Origin of the sequence: Shewanella basaltis, assembly GCF_023283885.1 — a bacterium.
Lineage (GTDB): Bacteria > Pseudomonadota > Gammaproteobacteria > Enterobacterales > Shewanellaceae > Shewanella > Shewanella basaltis.
In genome coordinates this window covers 90,426-116,030 of record NZ_JAKILA010000006.1, presented here as the reverse complement: position 1 = coordinate 116,030, position 25,605 = coordinate 90,426, and the positions used below count along the sequence as shown (strand labels likewise).

Here is a 25,605-nt window from a genome sequence, read left to right as displayed (position 1 = left end):
AGTATCCCTTGCCGAGCAGTTTACGATTGATTTACACGTGCATCATTTAATGGCTGGCAGTTAACTGCCAGCATTTTATGTCTTTTAAATGACTAGCCACGACGCCATGTGTGGTATTTCTCTAACCAACGAAGCACGGTTTCTGGCGCGTGGTTACGCTTCCATTCTCCCGCGGCGTACTTGTTACCTTCGGCCCATGTGGGGTAGCTGTGTATGGTGCCTAAAATCTTATTCAGTCCTAGGCCGTGTTTCATCGCTAATACAAACTCAGCAATTAAATCACCAGCGTGTTCTGACACCACGGTTACGCCTAAGATTTTATCTTTGCCTTTAGGGGTAATCACTTTAATAAAACCATCGGTGGCACTGTCGGTAATGGCACGGTCGAGCTCAGCAAAATCAAAGCGTGTGACTTCATACTCTATTCCTTGTTGCTGTGCTTCATATTCGTTTATACCCACGCGCGCCACTTCTGGATCGATAAAGGTGGTCCATGGAATAACCCGGTAATCGACTTTGAATTTTTTTAAATGACCAAACAGCGCGTTCACTGCCGCATACCAGCCCTGATGTGCGGCCACATGCGTAAATTGATATGGGCCAACAATGTCACCTGCCGCATAAATATTAGGGTATAGCGTTTCTAAATATTCATTGGTTTGAATGGTGCGATTGGTTTCAATGCCGAGTTCTTCTAAGCCGTAACCGCTTAGACGTGCGCTGCGACCGACGGCGCATAATAGTTGGTCGTACTCGATGGCGTGCTCTTGATCTTGATGCTTAACGATAAGGTATTTTTTACCGTTTCGTAGCTCGCAGCGCAGCGCTTGGTGTGAGGTTAAAACGTTAACGCCACTATTACGTAATGCCAGTGTTGCAAACTCAGACACTTCAAGATCTTCTTTAATCATGATGCGCTCAGCCATTTCAACTTGAGTGACTTGCGAGCCTAAACGGGCAAAACTTTGGGCTAATTCTGAGCCGATTGGGCCGCCACCCAGTACCACTAATTTTTGTGGTGCAGCATCGAGTTTGGCAAACTCGTCCCATAAGGTATCGCTGGTAACATAACCGACTTCTTCTATGCCCGGTAGTGGCGGCACAAATGGGCGAGCACCGGTGGCAATCACAATGCTGCGCGCGGTTAAGCGGCGAGTGCTGCCATCTGTGCAGGTTATTTCAACTGTCCATGGGTCGATTAATTTGCCGTAACCTTTTGCGACATCAACCCCTAAATTGGTATAACGCTCAACACTGTCGTGTGGGGCAATATCGGCTACCACTTGGTGTACACGTGCCATGACTTTTTTAAACGAAAACTCAGGTGTGCTGTCTTCTAGGCCGTAATGATGGGCATTGCGGATCTGCTCAGCTATTTTGGCACTTTTAATAATCGCTTTGCTGGGCACGCAGCCATAATTTAAGCAGTCGCCGCCCATTTCTCCGGCCTCAATTAAGGTCACTTTGGCTTTTACTGCTGCGGCAATATAACTGGTGACAAGACCACCCGCACCTGCACCAATCACAATCATATTGCGGTCAAATTTAGCGGGTTTAGTCCACTTGCTGTATACACGACGTTTTTTAATCATGTTAACGATGGCCTTAGCGATAAGTGGGAATAACCCTAATAGGGCAAATGACACAATCAGGTTAAATGATAAAATGTTCGACAGGCTGTCGATTTGCGCAAGTTGCGTACCAGCATTAACGTACACAAAGGTGCCCAAAAACATACCGACCTGGCTTACCCAATAGAATGTCCACGATTTAAATGCGGTCACGCCCATCAGTAAGTTGATTAAAAAGAATGGGAAAATAGGCACTAAACGCAAGGTAAATAAGTAAAAGCCGCCTTCTTTTTCAATGCCTGCGTCAATTGCCGCTAAGCGCTCTGGAAAACGTTGTTTAATCGTGTCTCGTAATAAATAACGCGACACTAAAAAGGCTAGCGTTGCCCCAATGCTTGAGGCAAATGAGGCAATAATTAACCCTTCGACAATACCAAATAACGCACCTGATGCGAGGGTGAGAATAGCCGCGCCGGGTAACGATAATGCCGTTACAGCCACATATAATGCAAAGAAACCACCGATGACTAATAACGGTGACTCTTGGCGTAGTTGGCTAAATTGCGCCATTGAGCCTTTTAGGCCATCAAGCGTGAGCAATTGATTTAAATCATAATGGAAAAATAGCCCCACCAGTGTTGCAGCAATCAGTAATAGAATAATTTTTTTAAACATGTTTTATCGCCTTAAAATGAATGCTGTAATGTGAGTGTGGCATTTACCGGGAGCTCAGGAAAAACCAAGGTTGATCCGAAATAACCGCCTTCAAACACCGGGCGCCAATTCTTTTGGTTAGTCACGTTATTGACGTCCAGTCTTAAACTTGTTTGCTCAGAAAAATCATAGCGAGTGTTGAGGTTAAGCGTGTATTGATCGCGAATATACACGGTCGCTAAATAGTCTAATGGGTAACTCTTTGTATAGAGACCGGAAAAACCCGCTTTCCATTTCTCAGTAATAGATAATCCGCCATTAAGTGTGAGCGATTGCTCTGGTAAACCTTGTACACGGCTATTTGATGGCGCAAATGAGGCAAAGTTTGGCGCGCCTATTCCCGTACCTGCAATGATATCTGGGCGTGAATTATCAAAGGCATCGGCCACTTGTACCGTATCTTGGCTGCTGGCAGAATTATCATAACGCGCATCTAAGTAACTGTAACCCGCGCTAAACCAATAAGGGTCGGCATCATAAAAGGCTTGCGCCTCAAAGCCTTTAGTTCTGATACCTGTATTGCTGCCATCACGATTTCGCAGACTGCGTTTTTGATCAAACACTGCTGCATCGACATACCAGGCACTATCACTTGGCGCATATTTAATGCCCACTTCGGTTAAGGTGTTTTCGGTAGCAAAGTTTTGGCTGCTAATTTGGTTATTGGCGCCTAATGTGGTGCCGCCTGCCATACTGTTTGAGGTCGATTCGTTATAACTGGCGCTGGCATAGGTGGTGATAAAATCGCTAAGCTGATAGCTAATGCTGATTTGTCCTGATTCGAGCATTTCATTAATGGCGTCACTGGCGGCGATTTGCCCTTGAGGGGCTATGGCATCGCGCGCCTTAACATCATAAAAATCGGCACGATAACCTACGCTGGTCGACAGCTTGTCGGTCCATTGGCTGTTGTGTTGGATCGCGATACCAGTTTGCCAACTGGTTGAGTCTGTCGTGTCAGACAATGAATAGTCGCCACTGCCGTCGCCATCAATGTCGTATTGTGCACCAGGTGACACAAACACCCCTGGGCGAAGTTCAACTAATCTAGCTTGTTGCTCTGCTGTGAGCGGAATACGACGGTTTTCAATGGGGCCGGTTAAATCGATGGGTAAATCTGCTTCGGTGGTAAATTGGCTGTAACCTAGTACTTTGTTGTAACGGATATCGGCGGCCACAATGGTGCTTTGAGCATCATTCCATTGATAGGCTAATTCAACTCTGTTTTGTGCAGTGTCAGCACCATCGATGATTTCAACAAAACTGTTTTGAGCAATTTCTTCACGCTCTAAATGCTGATAGTAGGTAATGTTTTTAACGGTGGCCTTATCGCTTAACTCACGCACGTAAGTACTGTGAACGATAAACGTTTGTGCGTTGTTGATGTTGTCTGGGTCGGTTAACACTTGGCTGCGATCTATTTTCACTAATCCGGTTGGCGACACAATGGCATTAGCGCCTGGTATGGTGCTGCCATTAGGCTGCACACCTTGACCGGTAACATATAAGCCATCATCAATTAATGCTTGGGTTGGGCGGTTAATCCCAGCGTTGTCGGTAAAATCGACATCATAGTATTCGATATTGATGTCCCAGGTACTGACATTATCTGGCAATAGGCGAAATGCCACGAATATGCTGTCGCTTTCAAAACCTGAGTAATCATAATAGCTGCCATTGTCGATATGTTCTGCGCTTAAACGTACGCCACTTTGGTTTTCTACAATGTCTGTGGCGACATCTATTTGAGCACGATAATGATCCCAACTGCCTGCTGAGGCTGTGAGGTTGGCAAACTTGTCATTAGTGGGGGCCACTTTTGAATGTACATTAACAAAGCCGCCATTGCGCTGGCTAGTACCTAGCAAGACAGGTGGCGCACCTTTTACTACATCAATTTGCTCTATGGCGTTAAACGACATTGGGATCCCAAAGCCATTATTACCTGCCTGACGGCGCACTCCGTCTTGGTATAACTCGCCTAACTGGCCACGAATCGTAGGTAAGCTTGATGCGCCAAAGCCGCTAGCTGAGTAGCTATTGGGACTGACTTTTTGAATATCAGATAGGTCGGTGATATTAAGCTGTTCAATCATTTCGCTGGTTATCGGAGTGACCGAACGAGCAATATCCTTTAATGCAACACCATCACCAAAGGGTCCATCCACAGTGCTGTTTTTAGGCGACAAGCCTTTATCATTAACGGTTTTGCCTGATACTTGGATGACTTCAATGGCTGAAGTGTCATCTGCGGCAACCGTTAACGAAGAGAATAAGGCTAAACCAACTGCTACGGCTGTCATGGAACGATTTGGGTAATGATAAATAGGCATGATTTTTTCTTCTGTGATGAACTTGGCCTAAAAGACCTCATGATTAACGACTTTCTTACAACAATCTTATGTCTATTTTTGTTTGTTTAGAACTTAATTGCATAAGTGGTTTTGCAACATAATCTTAGCTTACTCGGTCAATTGGCGGCTGATTAACTTTTTCAGTTAAATCAGTTTAGCCTATTAAAAGCTCATTAGAATGAGTTTTATTTATATTTTTTAAGGAATTATGATGCAAACAACACTTACCAGCGATGTTCAAAGCAAGTTACAGTGGTCGTTATTGTCTTTACGCTTGGGTGTATTTTTAGTGATGCTCGTGTGGACATTCGATAAATTTGTTAATCCCGGTCACAGCATGAAAATATTTGAGAAGTTTTACGGTATTGGTGGTGTGAATGAGATTGCGGCATACATCATGGGCGGTTTGCAATTGATATTAGTGATTGCCTTTGTGCTTGGGATTAAAAAACGCCTGACCTATGGCGTGATTTTTTTAATGCACGGCGCGTCAACTTTATCTGCATTTAACCAATATTTTGATGCGTTTAACAATTTACTGTTTTTTGCAGCATGGCCAATGTGGGCAGCATGTTTTGCCTTGTACTTATTAAGAGATCAAGATACTAAGTTTACGGTAAAATAATTACCCTGAGCTATGTACGTTAGGCTGGCATTGGCTGACCTAACGTACATAGGTTGGCTTGATGGCTATGGATAACTTCAGTTGCTTACAGTGGTGAATGGGCAGGGTTTGTTTATCTCTACGTGTTAACTTAGTATTGGATGATACTTTTGGATACAATACAGAGATGAAACAGGGTCTAACGCGGCCGGTAACATGGTAAAAGCTGAATGATAAAAAAACCAACAAGTGAGATAGTAGACGGTTTACGCTTAATTGATATTGGCATGGTGCTGTTTATTGAGATCCACTTTGCTAATGGTAAAAAATTACAATCTCGTTCAAGTTTGATTGGTTATCAAATTAATCGCTTCATATTAATTGAATTTCCGACAAAAGACTTTTCTGAAGCCTATCAACACATGCTTGCCAATGCTGAAATTGTGGTCAGAGCAATGACTAACAGTGATTTTAAAGACATCATTGCATTCAAGTCATCGATATTGTCTGTGGTTAATCAACCTGTGCGCATGCTAAGCCTGAGTGTGCCTAAATCCATCACCAAGAAAAAAATCAGAGAACAGCAACGCGTCAATATTGAGCAAAATGTGTTTCTTATGCATAACGACAATAAAATTAGCGCCAAAATGCTCGACTTTTCTGCTACAGGGTGCTTTGTCACTCTTGCGCCTAAAGCATTGAGTATTATGCAAGATGAAGACGTGCATGTTGCTATTTCGATTAATGACAGCCTGTCTGGCATATTAACGGGGAAGGCGGTTAAAGTTCAGCATCTTGACGACGAAATGACTCTGGGGATTAAATTTTCTGACGAGCATCCTGAGTTGAAAAACACCCTGTTTGGCCATTTTTTGGTGAGCTCTGTTAAAAAGTAGTGGCTGCATTTAGGGATTTTTAGACAAAAAAATGCGCATCAAATGATGCGCTAAAATTCACAAGCAAACTTGTTCGTCAGCATAAATAGTGTATTAATTAACCTCAGCTCTGGATAACAAACGCCTTTCAAGCAGTCATTTGCCTTCCTCACTGCGTTGAATTAACTTGCAATAGGCTAGCTATTGACGCGTTAATTCGCCTTGTTAGCAAAACAAATCACAAGCTTGACAGTGGATTTTAGTCAATCTATTGATTTATATCGTTATCAATACATCTCTTATCCAGAGTTGAGGTTAATTAGCCTGTCATTTATGACAGGCTATGCTGCATGCCACACGGTTAATCTAAATAGTTTAAAATTCCCATCGCGGCATCACGGCCTTCTGCAATCGCGGTGACGACCAAGTCAGATCCGCGCACCATATCACCACCAGCAAACACTTTAGGGTTAGTGGTTTGGAATGGGTTGTCATCAACTTTAGTTGCTTTAACTAGGCCCCATTCGTTGGTTTCAATACCAAAGTCGCTAAACCAGTCTGCTGGGCTTGCTTGGAAACCAAATGCAATAATTAGCGCATCGGCTTCTAACACTTGCTCGCTGCCTGGAATGACTTCAGCGCGTTGACGACCGCTGGCATCGGCTTCACCCATTTGGGTTTCCACACACTCAATGCCCACAACCACACCATTTTCAGCTTTAATGGCCACAGGTTGGCGATTAAATAAGAAATTCACGCCTTCTTCGCGCGCATTTTGCACTTCACGGCGTGAACCAGGCATGTTGGCTTCGTCACGACGATATGCACAAGTAACGCTTTTAGCGCCCTGACGCACGGCTGTACGCACACAGTCCATGGCCGTGTCACCACCGCCTAGTACCACTACGTTTTTGCCTTCAAGGCTTAAATAGGGCGTAGATTCATCTTGTGTACCCATTAAATGATGCGTGTTACCAATTAAGTAGGGCAGGGCTTGAATAACCCCTTGTGCATCTTCATTAGGTAGCTTGGCTTTCATTGCGGTATAGGTACCCATGCCAAGGAACACGGCATCGTATTCATCAAGTAGGCTTTGAAAACTGATGTCTTTACCTACGGTGACACCCATTTTAAATTGAATGCCCATACCTTCAAGCACTGAACGGCGCGTTGCCATGACAGCTTTATCAAGCTTAAATGACGGAATACCATAGGTGAGTAAGCCACCAATTTGCGGGTATTTGTCATACACCACGGCTTGTACGCCATTACGGGCTAAAATATCGGCACAGCCTAAACCCGCAGGACCAGCACCAACAATAGCCACACGTTCTTTACGTGGTGTGACTTTGGTCATGTCTGGGCGCCAACCTTGAGAGATTGCGGTGTCGGTAATGTATTTTTCTACATTACCAATGGTGACTGCACCAAAGTCATCATTTAGGGTACAGGCACCTTCACATAAACGGTCTTGAGGGCAAACGCGGCCGCAGATTTCTGGCAGGGTGTTGGTTTCGTGTACCAAATCTGCCGCTTCCATAATGCGACCTTGCTCAGCCAATTTTAACCAGTTTGGAATGTAGTTATGCAATGGGCACTTCCATTCACAATACGGGTTACCACAGTCAAGACAGCGATCAGCTTGTTCTTTAACTTCAGGTTGAGTGAACTGCTGATAAATCTCTATAAATTGTGTAGCACGCTTTTTAGCTTCATGTTTTACGGGGTCTGCACGACCCACTTCGATAAATTGAAAGTCATTGCTCATGATTATCCTGCCTTTACAACTAATTCCGGACTCTTCTGCTCAATTTTAAGCAGGTCAGCAACGGCAATATTTTTTGGTTTAACCAGTACGAAACAATCTAACCAGTTTTCAAAATCACTTAAAATCATATGGGCATGTTCACTGCCGGTTTCTGCGTAGTGAGTTTCGATAAGGCCTTTTAAGTGCTGCTGGTGGATAGTAGACTCAACTTTTTGCGTATCAACCATTTCAGTATTAACGCGGCGGTTAAAGCGACCAAATTGGTCAAACACGTAAGCAAAGCCACCTGTCATACCGGCGCCAAAGTTAACCCCAGTTTTACCCAAAATAACCACGATGCCACCGGTCATGTATTCACAGCCGTTATCACCCACACCTTCAACAACAGCGATAGCGCCCGAGTTACGCACGCCAAAACGCTCGCCAGCTTGACCTGCTGCAAACAATTTACCGCCGGTAGCACCATACAAGCAGGTATTACCCATGATGGCACTACGCTCACTTTGGAACGGGCTACCAATCGGTGGATGGATAACGATCTTACCGCCAGACATGCCTTTGCCAACATAGTCATTGGCATCGCCACAGAGTTTAAGTTCAAGTCCTGGGCTGTTCCACACGCCAAAGCTTTGACCCGCACTACCAGAAAATCCAAGGCTAATTGGCTCTTTTGTGCCTTTTACGCCAATTTTAGTGGCGATAAAACCAGACAGTGCAGCACCAACAGAGCGATCAGTATTATTAATTGTATACTGATATGAATACGCTTCACCCGCTTCAATGGCAGCTGAGCAGTCGGCCAATAACGTTTGGTTTAGCTGGCCAACATCAGACGGAGGATTAACCTCTTTCCATGTCAACCCTGAGTTTGGCTTAACTGTCGGCTTATACAAAATAGGTGCTAGATCTAAACCGCGTTGTTTATCGGTTTGTCCTTCAATTGCGTGCAACCAATCGCTACGACCTACTAAGTCTTCAAATTTACTGACACCTAATGCTGCCATCCATTCACGCACTTCTTGAGCCACAAACTCAAAGTATGTCATGACGCGTTCAGGCAAACCGTGATAGTGGTTATCGCGTAGGTTTTTGTCTTGTGTTGCCACACCAGTTGCACAGTTGTTTAAATGACAAATACGTAAGTATTTACAACCTAGTGCAATCATAGGCACAGTTCCAAAACCAAAGCTTTCGGCACCAAGAAGTGCTGCTTTAATCACGTCAGTTCCGGTTTTTAAACCACCATCTACTTGTAAGCGGATTTTATGACGTAGACCATTTTCAACTAGCGATTGATGCACTTCAGCTAAACCAAGCTCCCATGGAGAACCGGCATATTTAACTGACGTAATAGGGCTTGCGCCGGTACCGCCATCGTAACCAGAAATGGTGATCATGTCGGCATAGGCTTTTGCCACACCAGTTGCAATAGTACCAACGCCTGGCTCTGAAACCAGTTTTACCGATACAAGCGCTTTTGGATTGATCTGTTTTAAATCGAAAATCAGCTGGGCTAAATCTTCAATTGAGTATATGTCGTGATGTGGTGGTGGAGAAATTAAGGTCACACCAGGACGAGCATGACGTAGGCCCGCGATTTCAACACTGACTTTGTGGCCGGGTAACTGACCACCTTCACCAGGTTTTGCACCTTGAGCCACTTTAATTTGCAGCACATCAGCGTTAACAAGGTAATGAGCGGTAACGCCAAAGCGACCCGATGCAATTTGTTTAATGGCTGAGTTACGTTCGGTGTTAAAACGTCTTGCGTCTTCTCCACCTTCACCTGAGTTAGAGCGGCCACCCAAACGGTTCATGGCAATCGCCAATGCTTCGTGGGCTTCTGGGCTTAATGCACCAATACTCATGGCTGCACTGTCAAAGCGAGGGTACAAGGTTTCTGGACCTTCAACCTTGGCAGTGTCGATAGCCTCTAATTGGCCTTTAATGCCAATCAAATCGCGCAACGTTGCCACTGGACGGTCATCCACTAAGCGAGCAAACTTTTTGTACTCAGCATAGTCTTGGTTTTTAAGTGAGGCTTGTAAGGTATTGACTACGTCAGGGTTAAAGGCATGGTATTCGCCGCCCTCAACGTATTTCAGTAAGCCACCTTGTGGCAATGGCACGTGTGCACGATAAGCGGCGGTGTGCAGGATCTTTTGATCGTTTGCGATATGTTCAAAGCTGACACCTTCAATACGGCTTATCACGCCTTTAAAGCATAAATCGATCACGTCACGCGCAAGCCCAACGGCTTCAAACTGTTGGCTACAACGGTAAGAGCCAACGGTGCTGATGCCCATTTTAGACATGATTTTACGCAAGCCTTTTTCAATGCCGTAACGGAAGTTAAGCATTAATGGGGTCACGTCTTCTATTTGGTGTAATTTGGCCATTGCAGAAATCGACTCATACGCAAGGTATGGGTAAATGGCTGTTGCGCCAAAACCAAGTAACACAGCAAAATGATGTGGGTCACGTGCAGAGGCAGTTTCAACAATAATGTTGGTGTCGCAGCGAAGGCTTTTATCAACTAAACGGGTTTGCACCGCGCCAACCGCCATCGCAGCAGGGATCACTTGAGCATTTTGTGCAACAGCGCGGTCAGACAATACTAATAGCGTTGTACCACTGCGTGCTAGGCGCTCTGCTTCATCGGTAATGCGATGAATGGCTTGTTCTAGACTTTCGTTGGTGTCGTAATTTAAATCAACGGTATTGGCACGGTAATTTGTGCTGTCTAAACCGAGTAGCTGGTTAAAGTCGCTAAACAGTAGTATCGGTGAGTTAAACATCACTCGGTAAGCGTTACCCGTGGTTTCGCTAAAGAGGTTTTGTTCACGTCCCACACAGGTGGCTAACGACATAACGTGTTTTTCACGTAATGGGTCGATAGGCGGGTTGGTGACCTGGGCAAATTTTTGACGGAAATAGTCATACAAGGAGCGTGACTTTTTCGACAATACTGCCATAGGCGTATCGTCACCCATAGAACCGATTGCTTCTTCACCTTGGCTTGCTAATACCCAAATAACTTGTTCTAACTCTTCCCGAGTAAAACCAAATTGCTTTTGGTATTGCAATAATGTTTTTGAATCAAAACCACTAGCGCCTAATTTAGCCGCTGGCATTTGCTCTGCTGGAATTAAGGTTTGGCTGTTTTTAGCCATCCATTCTTTGTATGGATGACGACGTTTTAAGTCATTGTCGATTTCAAATGACTGATATAAACGACCATTGACGGTGTCAAGTACGAGCAGTTCACCCGGACCGACACGGCCTTTTTCTATCACTTCGTCAGCGGCATAATCCCAAATACCGACTTCGGAGGCTAAAGTTAAAATACGATCTTTAGTGATCACATAACGCGAAGGACGCAAACCATTACGGTCAACGGCGCAGGCGGCATGACGACCATTGGTCATTACAATACCTGCTGGGCCATCCCAAGGTTCCATGTGCATTGAGTTAAAGTCATAAAAGGCTTTAAGTTCATCGTCCATTTCTGGGTTTGATTGCCACGCAGGTGGAATAAGCAGACGCATGGCGCGGTATAAGTCCATACCACCAGATAACAACATCTCTAGCATGTTATCGAGTGACGATGAATCGGAACCTGTTTCGTTCACAAATGGCGCCGCTTGCTGTAAGTCGGGTAGCAGCGGTGAATTAAATTTGTAGGCGCGTGCGCGTGCCCATTGACGGTTACCCGTAATGGTATTGATTTCACCGTTGTGTGCTAAGTAGCGGAACGGTTGCGCTAGTGGCCATTTTGGCGATGTATTGGTAGAAAAGCGCTGATGAAATAAGCAAATCGCACTCTTCAAGCGAATGTCGGCAAGGTCGGTGTAAAATGAAGGCAAGTCTGCCGGCATCATTAACCCTTTATAGACAATCACCTGGCCAGATAAGCTGGCGACATAAAAATCTTTATCGTCGGTAATTTGTTGCTCAAGACGACGACGTGCCATATATAGGCGACGTTCTAGATCTTTTTCACGCCACCCCACAGGCGCGTTGATCAGAACCTGATAAATTTGTGGCAAACTTGCACGGCCAATCTCCCCCAGAACATCTGGATTAACCGGTACTTTACGCCAACCTGCAACACTCAGTGTTTCTCTTTGTAATTCTTTTTCTAAAATGAATTTAGCTTCGTCAGCACGTTGTTCGTCTTGACTGAGAAACAGCATGCCAACGGCAAACTTTCGGCTTAAATGCCAATCGTTTTCTGCTGCAATAGCTTCAAAGAAAGCAGTAGGCATTTGCATTAATAAACCACAGCCATCACCTGTGCGTCCGTCAGCTGCAATACCACCACGATGCTTCATTCGATCGAGACCATGAATTGCGGTACGCACAATGCGATGACTGGCGTCACCGTCCATTTGTGCTATTAATCCAAATCCGCAATTGTCACGCTCAAAACTGGGATGATACAAGCTCATACAAAAAACCCCCTAAACCTCTACTGGATACGACTCGGGGTAAATGTGAAACATTCCATAGATATGCACCCGAACCATTCAAATTAAACTGAGAATGCATAAAGGTCAAACCAAAAAAATGCAACAAACTGAAATATAATTACCAAAAATGTCGTGCAACCCACAAAGTTAACGTTAACGTAAACTGTGGTTTTGCACCTATAACCTTATGAATAAAAACAATTTTAGAAATAATTCAAACAAATGATTACCTTTTTGTAACAATTGTGTAGAATTGTTTTTGAAATAAAAATAGTGAATTTTATTTCAAATACAGTTATTGGGTAAAAAATTAATCTAAATGAGTAAATATTCATTTTTAGGTGTTGGTGATTAACATGCAATGTTTTAAACGTGTTTGCCCAACGCTCGCCAGTCGTTAGCATACTTGACTCTTTCGAACATTTTATTGATTTAGCACCAAGACAGACGTTTAACTGCTCTCTAAAATGCGCCCTTTCGAGCGATATTTGGGGGTAATGTGAGCTTAGATAATTACGTTAATACTTTTGGTGCCTACTGCAAAGCTCGTTATGGTCAACGTATTAAAAAACTCACCATAGATGCTCAATTTACTTGCCCTAACCGAGATGGCACTTTGGGGGTGGGCGGCTGTACTTTTTGTAATGTCGCATCTTTTAGTGCTCAACAAGGTCTTGAACAACCCATCTCAATTCAGCTTGCTGAGGGCAAGTTACGCGCTCATGCGCGCCCAACCGACAAGACTCATTCACCAAGATCTAAGGTAGCAAGTGACAAATATATCGCCTATTTTCAAGCTTATACAAGCACATACGATGAGTTTAGTCAGCTAAAAATTAAATACGATCAGGCCGTGGCGGACAAGGACATTGTGGGGCTGCACATAGGTACACGCCCCGATTGCGTCTCAAATGAGGTGATCGATTTACTGGTTCGGTATCAACGACAAGGTTTAGATGTCTGGCTAGAACTTGGTTTACAAACCAGTAACGTATTAACGTTAAAAAGAATCAATCGTGGCCATCATTTAAATGAGTACCGCAAGACAGTCAATGCGGCTCGATCTCGAGGGATCAAAGTGTGTACTCATTTGATTTTAGGTTTACCCGGTGAAACAACCGTAGATTACTTTAATAGTTTACAAACGGTATTAGGCATTGGCGTGGATGGCATAAAACTGCACCCTTTGCATATTGTCGAAGGCAGCACCATGGCAAAGCAGTGGCGATACAAGTCAATGCCATTGCTGACTTTAGAGGAATACGCTTGTGCTGCTGCAACATTAATTCGTCACACACCTCAACATGTTATTTATCATCGTGTTACCGCCTATGCAAAAAAACCAATATTGCTTGCTCCAGACTGGTGTGCATATCGTTGGCAAGGTTTAGTGGCAATTGTTGATGAACTGCGTGAATACGGTGGGCAAGGCAGTGCTTTGGCTAGCTTTGGTAAAATGGCTTGATGCTAACAGCTTTTAGATTGCGGTTTTTATCACTTATTTGAAGCAATTAGTGTCAAATTGAGTTTTTTTTAAACATTGGTAATGCCGCTGGTACAGTGTTGTTAATAAGTTGTTGTCATTTTAAAGAAAAGTGGGCCGATTGATTAGCAAATCTTGCATAGGGTATTTTACTCGGTATTATGAACGTAATTTTATAAAGCTAGATTTTTTTAGAGGTACCTCGATGGCCACAACGCAGTTAGACTCAATATTGGATCTCAATACGCTTGAGCAATATATCAGTGCCATTGGTGCTGGCACCTTATTAAAAAGCGTCGTGTTATTTGAGCAGTTAATGCCTGAATATGTTAGTAGTCTGGTTAAAGCAAATGAGGCGAGCGACAAAGAAACATTGTGTGCTGAAGCACATAAGTTCAAAGGCGCAGCAGGTTCAGTTGGTTTAAAGCGCATTCAGCAATTTGCTCAGCTATTGCAACACAGTGAAGAGGCCAATTGGGATGCTGAACATAAAACTTGGCTGAACCAAATTGTTGAGCATGCAGCTAAAGATTTACAGCAATTAAAAGAGTACTTAGAAGCGAAGGCTTAATCAGTATTACGCTGTTATTTGTATACCCAAAATGCCTCATTTTATGAGGCATTTTTTGTGGGCGTTTGTCATGTAATCATTATCATTGACTTGTTATTTGACCTTATTTAATTCATTATTTGAATCAACATAGCTAAGGGCAATCGCTTACATGAAAAACCTTCCAAGCCTTAAAAATCTTTACTATTTGGTGCATCTGCATCAAGAGCAAAACTTCAATCGTGCCGCCAAAATGTGTTTTGTGAGCCAATCCACGCTGTCTAGTGGCATTCAAAACCTTGAAGAACAACTGGGCTATCAGCTTATTGAGCGTGATCATAAATCGTTTATGTTCACTGCCATTGGAGAAGAAGTTGTTGAGCGTGCCCGCAACATTTTAACCAATGTTGATGATTTAGTTGAGTTAGTCAAAAACCAAGGGGAGCCAATGACGGGTGAGATCCGTTTAGGCTGTATCCCAACTATTGCGCCATTTTTGCTCAGTCGGGTGGTTAAACTGTGTCAGAAAGACTATCCGAAATTAAGTTTGTTGCTAAAAGAAGACACCACAGAGCGTCTTTTGGATGCCCTCGCTAAGGGCGAACTTGATTTATTAATCTTAGCATTGCCCGTAGATACAAATGGGTTTCACAGCATGAAAGTGGGCATCGATCCCTTTAAAATGGTGATGCATAAAGAGCTGTCTGAGGGGGTTGTTCAGCCCATTGATTATCAGAAAATGCCAGACGAAAGTATCTTTTTACTGCAAGCTGAACATTGTATTACGGGCCATGCAATAACCGCTTGCCAGTTAGGTGACAGTGCCAAGGTTAATCCATTTGCTGCTACGAGTTTACATACGCTTGTGCAAATGGTGAACAGTAAATTAGGCACGACTTTTTTACCGCAGATGGCGATAGATACCGGTATTTTAAATGATACGGATTTAATTGCTATCGACCCACCCGGTGAAGCACCTTACCGAGATATTGGTTTGGTTTGGCGTCAAACGACTAGCCGTATTTCGACCTTTAGAACGTTAGGCTTAGCGATTCAAAAAACATTATTAGCCCAAGAGTTACCCAGGGCCTGTTGACCTTTCAAGGTTGTTTTTGCAGCGAATTGTTGGCCATTACTCATATACAAGTGCGCGGCAGAGACTTTGAGGTGTAGTTATTCTACATAAAAAGTCGATAACGCAGTAAAAATGACCAACAAACGCTGCCCACAGGGTTCGGCTAAAAACGTTTTACTCTTTGTTGAACAGATTTTGCTTAGGTGACTAGGCTACAATCCATTCGCCTCGATTAAAACGTTTTTAACTCGAACAAAATTCAACCAGCAAAGATCAACAGGCCCTAAATAACCACAGTATTTTTATCAAGAATAGGGTTCTAAGCAGATGATGTTGGTTTAAGGGGGGCAGCACCAAATACTTCAATTGGGTGTTGTTTTCCTTTTAAGGTAATTGGGCCTAGGTCTGTCAATTGATACTGGCTATTTTGCTGTTCTAATCGATGTACCACATCCCCCGATAACAACATTCGCTGACCCAAGGGATTACATTGATCTTGTAGTCTGGCCAAGGTATTTAACACGTCACTAAAGAAACTGATTTCTTGCTTGTGTACGCCTACGACTGCGGCCACTACCTGACCGCAATGGGCTGCGGCCTTAAACTTAGGTACAAAACCATACTGCTGCTCAAAATAATGACTCTGCCATTTAAGCTGTTGGCAAAATTCAAAATAAATATTCATACAACGGTCGTGTTTTATTCCTTGATCTAAGGGCCAATGGATTAAAACGGCATCGCCCATATAACGGTATATTTCAGCGTCATTGTCTGAAACGGTATCAGCTAACATACTAAAACTATCTTGGATTAAGCGACTAAATCTGTAATCGCCTAGGGTTTCGGCGTGAGAGGTTGATGAAACCATATCAATAAATAAAAATAATTGATGCTCATATCTTGGCTTATGATATTTGCCCAATCCTATGTTGAGTAAGACTTTTGGGCCGACTAAAAGTGCCATTTGTTCAATAAAAGCCAAACTGACGCGCACTACCACTAGGTATACCACCAAGGCTTGAAAAGACGGACTGTAAATGATGTGAATACTGAGCATTTGCCTTAATGTCACCATGTGGTTGTCTATGGCCCACATGTTTAAAAATTGAGTGACGTAGGCCAAAGTGGTGGCACCGAGCATTAAGAATAAACCTTTAAACACTACAGAGAACAAATAGGGCAGACGGCTAATTGCACTAAAATCGGCGATAAGGTTTGACATCCAATGCAATCCACCAAAAACAAACCCCATGAAAATGGCAAGGGTTGCTAAGTCAGCATTACTAATGGCCCAGTCTGGTAGTTGTGCTGATTGTGAATAGCGAAAAAAAACAAATGACGCCATTGCGACGCTCCAAGCAAACACAGCGAATAATAATTTTTGAGTTTGACGGCGTGCTTTCACTTGTTATCTAGATGCCCGAATGGTTGAGTGATAAGCGCTGTAGTTTATAGAAGAACGGCGCTATTGGGATAGTTTATTTGTGATTTAGATCAAGAGATGTGCAGAAAAATGTGCCCCTGCGTAAACTTTTGTCATTTTTATGGAACTTACTTTTACAGCAGGCCCTGATTATTTAGCCAAATGCATTGGTTAAAATTTGCTGAGTAAATTCAATTTTTAAATAGAAACCTCTTGGGTTTGATAACTGTATGCTGCCATCTTCTGCAATGCTTTCTGTTAATGCGTGGCTGTTTGCTGCTTTGGGCCTTAACTGCAGTACTTCTCCATGTCTTGCGGTTATTTTGTCGACTTTGCCAAGCGCAATTAACTCCATTATCTCTTCCCAATCCTGTTGGAGTTGTTGTGCTTGAATGGCATTGGGTTGCCACAGTATGGGGGTTCCCACACGTCGCTCTGCGACTGGGATGCTACGTTCTCCTTCTACTGGTACCCACAAAACGTGTTGTAACTTATGAAACACAACGCTGTCCTGCCATGTGAGCCCTTGGATATTGACTAAAGGGGCTACGGTGACATAAGTGGTTTCAAGTGGTTTGCCTTTATGATCAATTGGGATCGTTTTTAATTCGACACCAAGGTGGATAAAGTCAGGTTGTGGCTTAGATCCTGCCAATGCGCCCAGTTCGGATTCGATTAATTGACCAACCCAGCCTTTATCGCGCCTTAGATGTTCTGGTACCGATATATTGTTATCAAAAGCAATATCAGCAAGTCGGATCCCAGCCATATTGTTTGCTCTTTGCATTAACTCATTAAGGTCTTTTGGAGGGGATTTAGCCATGGACGAATGAAAACCCTTACGGTATTGGTGTGGGTGAATAGTATACCAAACAAAGGCCAACAATTAACCTCAAGTGCATGGTCGGTTTAGGGTTAATAGTGGATAAGATGACTTGTTATAGTGTGTAATTTAGCGGGCATTATGCTAACAAGTATTGATCTAAAATGACAAATATCGTGACAGTATTAATGCTGATTAAAAAACACACACCTTGATGGCGTGTATAATTAAATGAACTATTTATTATTTAATGCATTGTTTTTAAAGGGGTTAAATCTATATTGTTTACATGTCTATTAGTTTGTCCCAAGTTACTCTCCTTTTTCCCTAGTATTTCACACACAGTTATCCACAGATTTAATGGATAACTGTATAAATCGATGCCTTTAACTGATTAAAAAGGCCAAGTCAACGCAATAAAATCGCTTTTTTAGCCGTTTTATTTAAAATAAGTCTTGTTATTTGTGCATAACTTGATTGTGAGTCTAAGCTGTTGTACTACTTTTTTGTGGCTGTTTGTTTTTTGTGCGATCTTGTCGATCGATAATTTTCATACACTATGAAAATATTTAAATATTTGTTTTTTAATGTTTAATTTTGATTATCCGTGCTGTTCAAAAAAAACAGTATTTGCTGTTTTTTATGCAGTTATTAAGGTTTACCAAAGTTTCGAACAGAGATATCCACAGATTTTGTGGATAATCTACAGTTGCGTTCATCTCTCCTGTTGATAAATATTATGTGTTAACGAGGTTATTCAATTATCCACAATTGAATCTAATCATTGTGGCAGTTTACTTTATGGCTACATCTTGTCGGTAAATCTAGCATCTGATGTTTTTTCAAGGTTGCTTTGTTGCCAATGATGGCCATGACACACATATACAACCGCGCGGCAAAGACGTTGAGGTGTCTTGATTTTACGTAGAAATTTGATAACCCAGTAAAAATGGCCAACAAACGCCGCCAGTATTGTTCGGCTAAAAATGTGTTACTTTTTGTTCAATGGCACTTTGCAAATACCGCGTTGCTTAGTTGACTGGGCATTGATCCATTTGCCTCGATGAACACGTTTTAACTCGACTAAAATTCAACCAGCAAAAATATACAGGCCATAGTAACGGCGATTTTGTGCGCAATTTCCTGATTTTAGTTTACTTATTCTACTTATTAGTCTGGATTGAAGCTAAATAGAAGTTTGCCGATAGGCATGCTTTGTGAAACAATCAGACGATATAAAATTTGTTAATTTTGGAGTCCATGTGATTGATAGCGACGGCTTTCGCGCAAATGTGGGCATCATTATCTGTAATAAGTTTGGACAAGTAATGTGGGCTAGGCGTTTTGGTCAGCATTCATGGCAGTTTCCACAAGGTGGGTTAGACGATGGCGAGTCGGCTGAAGAAGCCATGTATCGTGAGCTTTACGAAGAAGTGGGACTGAGACCTGAACACGTTCAAATTTTAACATCCACACGATCTTGGTTACGTTATCGTTTGCCCAAGCGTTTGGTTCGCCAAGAGAGCAAGCCTGTTTGTATTGGCCAAAAACAGAAATGGTTTTTACTACAATTAAAAGGTCACGATAACACCATTAATTTGAATTCTTCAGGTCATCCAGAATTCGATGATTGGCGTTGGGTCAGTTATTGGTACCCTGTACGTCAGGTAGTGTCTTTTAAGCGCGATGTATATAGAAAAGTGATGAAAGAGTTCGCATCGACGACATTAGCGCTGCAAACGCGCGAATTCAGTAAGAAACGAAGCAAACAACGGAGTTAACTGATTTCATAGAGGGTTGGAACAGTGTTAAATATGCTCAGGGATATTACCCAGGCTGTTGCTAGAGCAAATAGCTTGGAGAGTGCATTAAATATTTTAGTGGCGCAAACTCGGATTGCCATGGCAACCCATTGCTGTTCTATTTATATCCTTGAACAACAAAACCTTGTGTTGTCTGCTACAGAAGGGCTCGAAAAATCAGCCGTGGGTCGTGTGAGTATGCCATTGAGCGAAGGCTTAGTGGGGTTAGTTGCTCAACGTGAAGAACCTATTAACCTTGCTGATGCCCGCATTCATCCTCGTTTTAAATTATTCCCCGAAGCGGCAGAAGAAGAATATCGAGCCTTTTTAGCTGTGCCGATCATTTTTCAAAAATTGGTTGTTGGCGTTATTGTGGTGCAACAACCCGAAGCAAGACAATTTAGTGAGAGCGAAGAAGCGTTTTTAATGACCTTGGCAGCCCAACTCGCCGTTGTCGTCAGAAGCCTTAAACATAAAGCTGCAGTGACTAATGTTCAACACCAAGTCGTGTTTAATGGCGTAACAGCCTCCAGCGGTATTGCTATTGCCCATGGTTTGGTGTTGGGCGGCATGATCTCCCTAGAACAACCTCAACGACATTGTGACGATATTGACAGCGAATTAATGCGGCTTAAGCAAGCAATGCAACGTTGTAGTGATATGTTGTCGACGATATCTCAGCGTTTTGAACGTGAAAAGTCAGGTGATGTCGCCTCCATTTTTACAGCCTTTAAATTGCTACTTGATGATTCTAGTTTGGGTGGCGAGTATGCCAGAGAAGTGACATTAGGATGGCAATCTGAATCTGCGGTAAGCCGTGTATCTCTTCGCTACATTGAACAGTTTTTAGCGATGGAAGACCCTTACTTAAAAGAGCGTGCTAGCGACATTCGCGAGCTGGGTCAAAAAGTATTGCGTCAGTTGATTGAGCCTGGTCGCTTAGAGGTTGATCCTGACAAACCTGTGATTTTAGTGGCCAAAGAAGTTGACGCTACTTTGCTGGCAGAATTTCCACGACAAAAACTGGCAGGTATTGTCACTGAGCGCGGTGGGGTTAATGCCCATGCAGCCATTTTAGCGCGTGCTTTAGGTGTGCCTGCCATTGTTGGTACAGAAGACATTTTGTCGACAGATATCGATAAGAAGTTATTAGTTCTTAATGCAACTCGTGGGCAATTACTGGTTTCTCCTTCTCCTGCGGTTATTGAAGAATATCAGTTGCTGCTTGATGCCGATGTTGAAAAACAAAAGCAATTTTCTGCTGAACTCAGCTTGCCGTCGATTACCACAGACGGCCAACGGATCCATTTGTATTTAAATGCGGGTTTGTTAAGTGGTATTTCATCTGAAATAGCTGAAGGGGCCGACGGTATCGGGTTATATCGCACTGAAATTCCGTTTATGTTGCATCAACGTTTTCCGAGTGAAAGTGAGCAAATCAGTGTTTATCGTAAAGTGCTTAATGCGGCGGGTGATAGGCCTGTCGTGATGCGTACCCTTGACGTGGGTGGCGACAAACCTTTGCCTTATTTTCCGATTAAAGAAGATAACCCTTTTTTAGGGTGGCGTGGTATTCGTTTGTCGCTCGATCATCCTGAATTATTTTTAGTGCAGTTGCGAGCAATGTTACAGGCTGGCGGTCAAGGTCATCAATTACAAATACTGTTACCTATGGTGAGTACCCTGGATGAAATCGATCAAACCTTGGTGTACCTTGAGCAAGCATTTACTGAGTTAAATCAAGAGCTCACATTTGAGCTAGTGAGGCCAAAAATTGGTGTCATGCTTGAAGTGCCGGTATTGCTGTATCAACTGCAGGAAGTGGCAAAACGAGTCGATTTTGTGTCTGTTGGCAGTAACGACTTAACCCAATATTTGTTAGCGGTTGATCGTAATAACCCGAGTGTGAGTTCGTTATTTGACAGCTACCACCCAGGTATTTTACGTGCGCTGAAACTGGCTGTCGATGAGTGTGAACAATATGATCTCGATGTCAGTGTTTGTGGTGAATTAGCGGGCGAGCCTTATGGCGCTTTAGTGCTTGTAGCAATGGGGTATCGTAAATTAAGTATGAACCAGGCGAGTTTAGCCAGAATTAACTACATTTTACGACGTGTATCTCAACAAGATTTATCTGAGTTACTGACACTGTTATTGATGCAGTCTAATGGACAGCAAGTGCGTACTTTATTGGGCAGTTTTGTTGAGAATAATGGTTTAGATGATCTGATAAATCCATAACATACTCGTTATAACGCGATGATATGAAGCACTGATTAATCAAGGGTATTTTTTATGGATAGTATGCTGCAGGTTTTTATTATTTGTTTGTTTTTAGGCTCCATTGTTGGGTTTTTGGCTGGATTGCTTGGTATTGGTGGTGGGCTTATCATTGTACCTGCGTTAATTTATATCTTGCCGTCAGTTGGCGTTAGTGTTGCTCAACTCACTCATGTCGCCATTGCGACCTCATTGGCTTCAATTATTTTAACCTCGATGTCATCCGCTACAGCGCACCAGAAGCGTGGAAATGTCCCCTGGGAGTTGTTTAAACCCATTATGCCTGGAATTGTGCTGGGGTCATTGGCCTCTGCCTTTGTGTCTGAACAAATATCATCTGAAGATTTACAACAAACCTTTGCTGTGTTTGTCGTGTTAATGGCAATACAAATGGCATTTCCATTTAAAGTTAAAACAGGTGATAACCTCCCTCAATTTGCAGTGCTATTTTCTGTTTCTATTGTTATCGCATTAATTGCAGGCTTGATGGGGATTGGCGGTGGTGTATTGTTGGTGCCCTTTTTAAGTTACTGTGGTTTACAAATGCGCCAGGCTGTGGGGTTTTCGTCGGTTACAGGTATGTTTATTGCGATATCTGGTACTGTCGGTTATGTCATAGCAGGCTTTGATGCCCCAGATTTACCTGAAGGTGCGGTTGGCTTTATTTATTTACCCGCGTTATGCGGCATCATTATCACCTCGATATTGTGTGCCCCTTTAGGCGTCAAAGCCGCAAGTGTCTGGCCGACCCCGGTATTAAAAAAAATCTTTGCTTGCTTGTTGGTGGTTGTTGGCTTAAAACTGTTATTAAGTTAAGGTTTTAATAAGTAAATGCGAATTTCTAGATCGTTGATAAATCAGCATATCTCAGCTCAACGATGTATTCATTGCATACCCAAATAAAAACGCCCGTCTAAGTAATTTATCAGGGCGTTTATTTAAGACTATTTATACGGCAAATGGGTACTGAATGGCGTCATGGTGTTGATAACCTTCAACGCTAAAATCGTCTAATGTGACCCAAGTTTCAATGTCTTTTAAGCTCTTTATCTCTGGGTTGATAATTAACTTGGGTGAATCAAATGGCTCTCGGGTTAGCTGTATATCACGCATTGGGGCGAGTTGATCTTCATAAATGTGCGCATTGACTATTTTATGGTAGGCCTTACCCGGTTTATGACCGGTTATTTGAGCCATTAATGCTAATAGTACATACACTTGCACCATATTAAAGTTTAACCCTAAAGGTACATCACAGCTGCGTTGAGTGCTGTTTAGGTATAAGGTGTCACCAAGAAGCGAGAAATGATGCTCATACATACAAGGACGTAAACAGCCAAGTTCGAATGCACCAGGATGGTAAAAGGTTAAAATTTCGCCACGATTGTCAATGCCGTTACTGAGATCATCCACGATTTGTTGTAACAAATCCACATGGCCACCAGTCGGCTTTGGGAATGCACGACCAAGCGCACCATATATAAGCCCCATATCGTCATGACCTTTGCGGTTTGGGTTATTTAGCCAAGCTTGGTTTTCGTTGGCGTTGGCATCCCATGTTTTGGTGCCTAGGGCTCTAAAGTCGGCTGCATTTTGATAACCTCGTAAGTAACCAAGGATTTCAGCAATTGCCGATTTCCAAAAGCTCTTACGTGTGGTGACGAGCGGGAATTGGTTGTTAGCAACATCGTAAACTAAATCGGCATTGATGACCGTAAGGCATTTTTTGTTAGTTCGGGTATTATTAACCCATTCGCCTTCATCGACTATGCGTTTGCACAGATCTAAATATTGTTTCATTTTGGTTCAATTCCTTTTTGTACTTTTAGCGATTATACCTAATCAATGGATTCAGATCTTTATCCGCTAAAATTTAAAGGAATTTAATTGCTCACTACAGCAACAGATACCTCGGAAATACCGAGTTAAGTAGTAGAAAGAATCGATTATTATTGTTTTACAGGTTTAGGTAGACTCAATATATTGTTTATAAAGGAGTGCAATATGGAACGTGCAATTAGAAACTTTTTAAGTCAAGAGTCTGCCGGTGGCATTTTGTTGATGGTCGCCGTGGCCTTGGCAATGTTATTAGCTAATTCGCCATTAGCGAGTTTGTATCAGGGCTTCTTGAGCACTGGAGTGCAATTGCGTGTTGGTGAACTGGATATCAACAAACCATTATTACTTTGGATTAATGATGGCCTAATGGCGTTATTCTTTTTATTGATTGGACTTGAAGTTAAACGTGAGTTGCTAGAAGGCGCATTGTCGAGTGTGGCTAAAGCATCTTTACCGAGTTTTGCTGCAGTTGGCGGTATGTTATTCCCCGCGTTATTTTATCTGGTGTTTAATTATTCAAACCCTGAAACTCAAGTGGGTTGGGCTATCCCTGCCGCGACAGATATCGCCTTTGCCCTAGGTATTATGGCATTGCTTGGTAATCGTGTGCCTGTGGCGCTGAAGGTATTTTTATTAGCCTTGGCTATTATTGATGACTTGGGCGTGATTGTGATTATTGCGCTGTTTTATAGCACTGACTTATCGATGGCCAGTTTGATTATTGCTGCGGTGTCTATTGTGTTGATGGTAGCGCTGAACCGAAAAGGGATTACCTCTATAACCCCATATGCACTTGTTGGCTTTATGTTGTGGGTCGCGGTATTAAAGTCTGGTGTACATGCCACATTAGCAGGTGTCATCATTGCATTTTGTATCCCGTTACGGGCTAAAGATGGTACCTCACCGTCAGGGCATTTAGAACATAAGTTACATCCGTGGAGTACGTTCTTAATATTACCCGTATTCGCATTTGCAAACGCTGGATTGTCATTAACCAATATGTCACTCGAATCGTTCGCAGAACCCATTACACTTGGCATTATGATGGGGCTCATATTAGGTAAACCCGTTGGGGTCTTGTTGTTCAGCTACGTTGCAGTAAAACTGAAGTTAGCTGAGTTGCCACCGGGCATTGGCTGGAAGCATATTATGCCTGTTGCGGTGATGTGTGGTATTGGGTTTACTATGTCGGTGTTTATTTCTTCATTAGCATTTGAACATTCACCTGCAGCATTTGGTGATTATGCAAGGTTAGGTATTTTAACAGGTTCGTTATTTGCAGCACTGATTGGTTATTTTTGGTTAGCCAAAGTACTGCCTAATTCAGGAGGAAGCCATGAAACTAATTAAATTAACCCTAGGATTGTTGCTCAGTGTTTTGGTTATGCCAGCGTCGGCAAACTCGTTTGATGTTTGTTTAACATCATCTGAGTCTGCAACCTGTCAAAGTTATCTTGAAGGTGTGGTTGATGGCGCTATGATGTATCGCGACAATCAGGCCAAAAAGCGCATTAATCCAAATAACTATGAGTCGCGAGCATTAAAGTATCGTGCTGGTAAACGCTATCAAACAGCCAATATAAACTACTGCGCGAATCATATTTTGAATAAAGAAGAAGTGGTGTCTGCGCTGACAGAACAAGTGTCATTAAACAATGTAAGCAATAGTGATGAGTTGGAAATTGTCATCACCAGTTTAATGGATTGTCCAAGACCTAAATAACCTCAACTCTGGTTAATAAATGCATTTCAAACAGCTCGTTGCGCTGATAACGTTGTTAATTTTACTTGCAATAGACGAGCTATTGATGCGTAAATTACAAGTTTCAATATATCGTATGGGGCTGTGGGTCGATCAAGGTTATTGATTCATCTCTTAACCAGAGCTGGAGTTATGTAAAGTTTTTCATTTTAACGCAACCTTATGGTTGCGTTTTTTTATGTCAATGGTTAGCGTTAATCAGATGGTATT

Annotated in this window: 17 protein-coding genes; 10 read left to right on the top strand and 7 right to left on the bottom strand. The window is 42.7% G+C overall.

Annotated features, from left to right (window positions below; translation table 11 throughout):
* Window positions 1–92: 92 nt before the first annotated feature.
* Window positions 93–2,246 carry a dihydrolipoyl dehydrogenase family protein gene (locus tag L2703_RS06660; RefSeq protein ID WP_248970337.1) on the bottom strand — a complete coding sequence of 718 codons (2,154 nt, stop codon included), beginning with the start codon at window positions 2,244–2,246 and terminating at the stop codon, window positions 93–95.
* Between the two features lie 11 nt (window positions 2,247–2,257).
* Window positions 2,258–4,618, bottom strand: coding sequence for a TonB-dependent receptor (locus L2703_RS06655; protein WP_248970336.1), 2,361 nt, complete (start codon window positions 4,616–4,618; stop codon window positions 2,258–2,260).
* 232 nt (window positions 4,619–4,850) lie between these two features.
* Here L2703_RS06655 and L2703_RS06650 point away from each other — a divergent pair, with 232 nt between their 5' ends.
* Window positions 4,851–5,264 carry a hypothetical protein gene (locus L2703_RS06650; protein WP_248970335.1) on the top strand — a complete coding sequence of 138 codons (414 nt, stop codon included), beginning with the start codon at window positions 4,851–4,853 and terminating at the stop codon, window positions 5,262–5,264.
* A gap of 209 nt (window positions 5,265–5,473) precedes the next feature.
* Window positions 5,474–6,139: a flagellar brake domain-containing protein gene (locus L2703_RS06645; protein ID WP_248970334.1), complete on the top strand. Its 666-nt coding sequence runs from the start codon at window positions 5,474–5,476 to the stop codon at window positions 6,137–6,139.
* Between the two features lie 340 nt (window positions 6,140–6,479).
* Here the strand turns inward: L2703_RS06645 and L2703_RS06640 are convergent, their stop codons facing one another.
* Together L2703_RS06640 and gltB are read right to left on the bottom strand one after the other, a co-directional pair.
* Window positions 6,480–7,886: an FAD-dependent oxidoreductase gene (locus L2703_RS06640; RefSeq protein WP_248970333.1), complete on the bottom strand. Its 1,407-nt coding sequence runs from the start codon at window positions 7,884–7,886 to the stop codon at window positions 6,480–6,482.
* A 2-nt stretch (window positions 7,887–7,888) separates the two neighbouring features.
* Complete coding sequence (gltB, locus tag L2703_RS06635; RefSeq protein WP_248970332.1) at window positions 7,889–12,337, bottom strand: glutamate synthase large subunit; 4,449 nt, start codon at window positions 12,335–12,337, stop codon at window positions 7,889–7,891.
* 520 nt (window positions 12,338–12,857) lie between these two features.
* Between gltB and mnmL the strand changes: the two genes are divergently transcribed.
* The 3 genes from mnmL to oxyR all read left to right on the top strand — a co-directional run bounded on the left by mnmL (window position 12,858) and on the right by oxyR (window position 15,487).
* Window positions 12,858–13,823: a tRNA modification radical SAM protein MnmL/YtqA gene (gene mnmL, locus L2703_RS06630; RefSeq protein ID WP_248970331.1), complete on the top strand. Its 966-nt coding sequence runs from the start codon at window positions 12,858–12,860 to the stop codon at window positions 13,821–13,823.
* A 223-nt stretch (window positions 13,824–14,046) separates the two neighbouring features.
* Window positions 14,047–14,412, top strand: coding sequence for an Hpt domain-containing protein (locus tag L2703_RS06625; RefSeq protein WP_248970330.1), 366 nt, complete (start codon window positions 14,047–14,049; stop codon window positions 14,410–14,412).
* 151 nt (window positions 14,413–14,563) lie between these two features.
* Window positions 14,564–15,487 (top strand): hydrogen peroxide-inducible genes transcriptional activator OxyR, encoded by a 924-nt coding sequence (gene oxyR / locus L2703_RS06620; protein ID WP_248970329.1) that lies wholly within the window; start codon window positions 14,564–14,566, stop codon window positions 15,485–15,487.
* A gap of 298 nt (window positions 15,488–15,785) precedes the next feature.
* Here the strand turns inward: oxyR and L2703_RS06615 are convergent, their stop codons facing one another.
* Window positions 15,786–16,811: an adenylate/guanylate cyclase domain-containing protein gene (locus L2703_RS06615; protein WP_248970328.1), complete on the bottom strand. Its 1,026-nt coding sequence runs from the start codon at window positions 16,809–16,811 to the stop codon at window positions 15,786–15,788.
* 232 nt (window positions 16,812–17,043) lie between these two features.
* A complete protein-coding gene (mutH, locus tag L2703_RS06610) occupies window positions 17,044–17,712 on the bottom strand; it encodes a DNA mismatch repair endonuclease MutH (RefSeq protein ID WP_248970327.1) in 669 nt (222 codons plus the stop codon).
* 1,262 nt (window positions 17,713–18,974) lie between these two features.
* On the opposite strand from mutH, the gene rppH reads away from it, so the two are divergent.
* Genes rppH through L2703_RS06595 form a run of 3 tightly spaced genes read left to right on the top strand, consistent with a single transcriptional unit; the run spans window position 18,975 to window position 22,610 of the window.
* A complete protein-coding gene (gene rppH / locus L2703_RS06605) occupies window positions 18,975–19,493 on the top strand; it encodes an RNA pyrophosphohydrolase (protein WP_124017220.1) in 519 nt (172 codons plus the stop codon).
* 24 nt (window positions 19,494–19,517) lie between these two features.
* Window positions 19,518–21,755 (top strand): phosphoenolpyruvate--protein phosphotransferase, encoded by a 2,238-nt coding sequence (ptsP, locus tag L2703_RS06600; RefSeq protein WP_248970326.1) that lies wholly within the window; start codon window positions 19,518–19,520, stop codon window positions 21,753–21,755.
* Window positions 21,756–21,809: 54 nt separating this feature from the next.
* Window positions 21,810–22,610 carry a sulfite exporter TauE/SafE family protein gene (locus L2703_RS06595; protein ID WP_248970325.1) on the top strand — a complete coding sequence of 267 codons (801 nt, stop codon included), beginning with the start codon at window positions 21,810–21,812 and terminating at the stop codon, window positions 22,608–22,610.
* 132 nt (window positions 22,611–22,742) lie between these two features.
* On the opposite strand, the gene L2703_RS06590 is transcribed toward L2703_RS06595, so the two are convergent.
* A complete protein-coding gene (locus L2703_RS06590) occupies window positions 22,743–23,594 on the bottom strand; it encodes a thymidylate synthase (RefSeq protein ID WP_248970324.1) in 852 nt (283 codons plus the stop codon).
* A 204-nt stretch (window positions 23,595–23,798) separates the two neighbouring features.
* On the opposite strand from L2703_RS06590, the gene nhaA reads away from it, so the two are divergent.
* A complete protein-coding gene (gene nhaA, locus L2703_RS06585) occupies window positions 23,799–24,983 on the top strand; it encodes a Na+/H+ antiporter NhaA (protein WP_248970323.1) in 1,185 nt (394 codons plus the stop codon).
* Window positions 24,970–25,356 (top strand): hypothetical protein, encoded by a 387-nt coding sequence (locus L2703_RS06580; protein WP_248970322.1) that lies wholly within the window; start codon window positions 24,970–24,972, stop codon window positions 25,354–25,356. Before nhaA ends, L2703_RS06580 begins: the two co-directional genes overlap by 14 nt.
* The last annotated feature ends 249 nt before the right edge of the window (window positions 25,357–25,605 follow it).

What these genes read in the sequence shown, in the direction of transcription:
- L2703_RS06660 (WP_248970337.1), bottom strand. Translation starts at nt 2,246, where the DNA reads ATGTTTAAAAAAATTATTCTATTACTGATTGCTGCAACACTGGTGGGG.
- L2703_RS06655 (WP_248970336.1), bottom strand. Translation starts at nt 4,618, where the DNA reads ATGCCTATTTATCATTACCCAAATCGTTCCATGACAGCCGTAGCAGTT.
- L2703_RS06650 (WP_248970335.1), top strand. Translation starts at nt 4,851, where the DNA reads ATGCAAACAACACTTACCAGCGATGTTCAAAGCAAGTTACAGTGGTCG.
- L2703_RS06645 (WP_248970334.1), top strand. Translation starts at nt 5,474, where the DNA reads ATGATAAAAAAACCAACAAGTGAGATAGTAGACGGTTTACGCTTAATT.
- L2703_RS06640 (WP_248970333.1), bottom strand. Translation starts at nt 7,886, where the DNA reads ATGAGCAATGACTTTCAATTTATCGAAGTGGGTCGTGCAGACCCCGTA.
- gltB (WP_248970332.1), bottom strand. Translation starts at nt 12,337, where the DNA reads ATGAGCTTGTATCATCCCAGTTTTGAGCGTGACAATTGCGGATTTGGA.
- L2703_RS06625 (WP_248970330.1), top strand. Translation starts at nt 14,047, where the DNA reads ATGGCCACAACGCAGTTAGACTCAATATTGGATCTCAATACGCTTGAG.
- oxyR (WP_248970329.1), top strand. Translation starts at nt 14,564, where the DNA reads ATGAAAAACCTTCCAAGCCTTAAAAATCTTTACTATTTGGTGCATCTG.
- L2703_RS06615 (WP_248970328.1), bottom strand. Translation starts at nt 16,811, where the DNA reads ATGGCGTCATTTGTTTTTTTTCGCTATTCACAATCAGCACAACTACCA.
- mutH (WP_248970327.1), bottom strand. Translation starts at nt 17,712, where the DNA reads ATGGCTAAATCCCCTCCAAAAGACCTTAATGAGTTAATGCAAAGAGCA.
- L2703_RS06595 (WP_248970325.1), top strand. Translation starts at nt 21,810, where the DNA reads ATGGATAGTATGCTGCAGGTTTTTATTATTTGTTTGTTTTTAGGCTCC.
- L2703_RS06590 (WP_248970324.1), bottom strand. Translation starts at nt 23,594, where the DNA reads ATGAAACAATATTTAGATCTGTGCAAACGCATAGTCGATGAAGGCGAA.
- nhaA (WP_248970323.1), top strand. Translation starts at nt 23,799, where the DNA reads ATGGAACGTGCAATTAGAAACTTTTTAAGTCAAGAGTCTGCCGGTGGC.
- L2703_RS06580 (WP_248970322.1), top strand. Translation starts at nt 24,970, where the DNA reads ATGAAACTAATTAAATTAACCCTAGGATTGTTGCTCAGTGTTTTGGTT.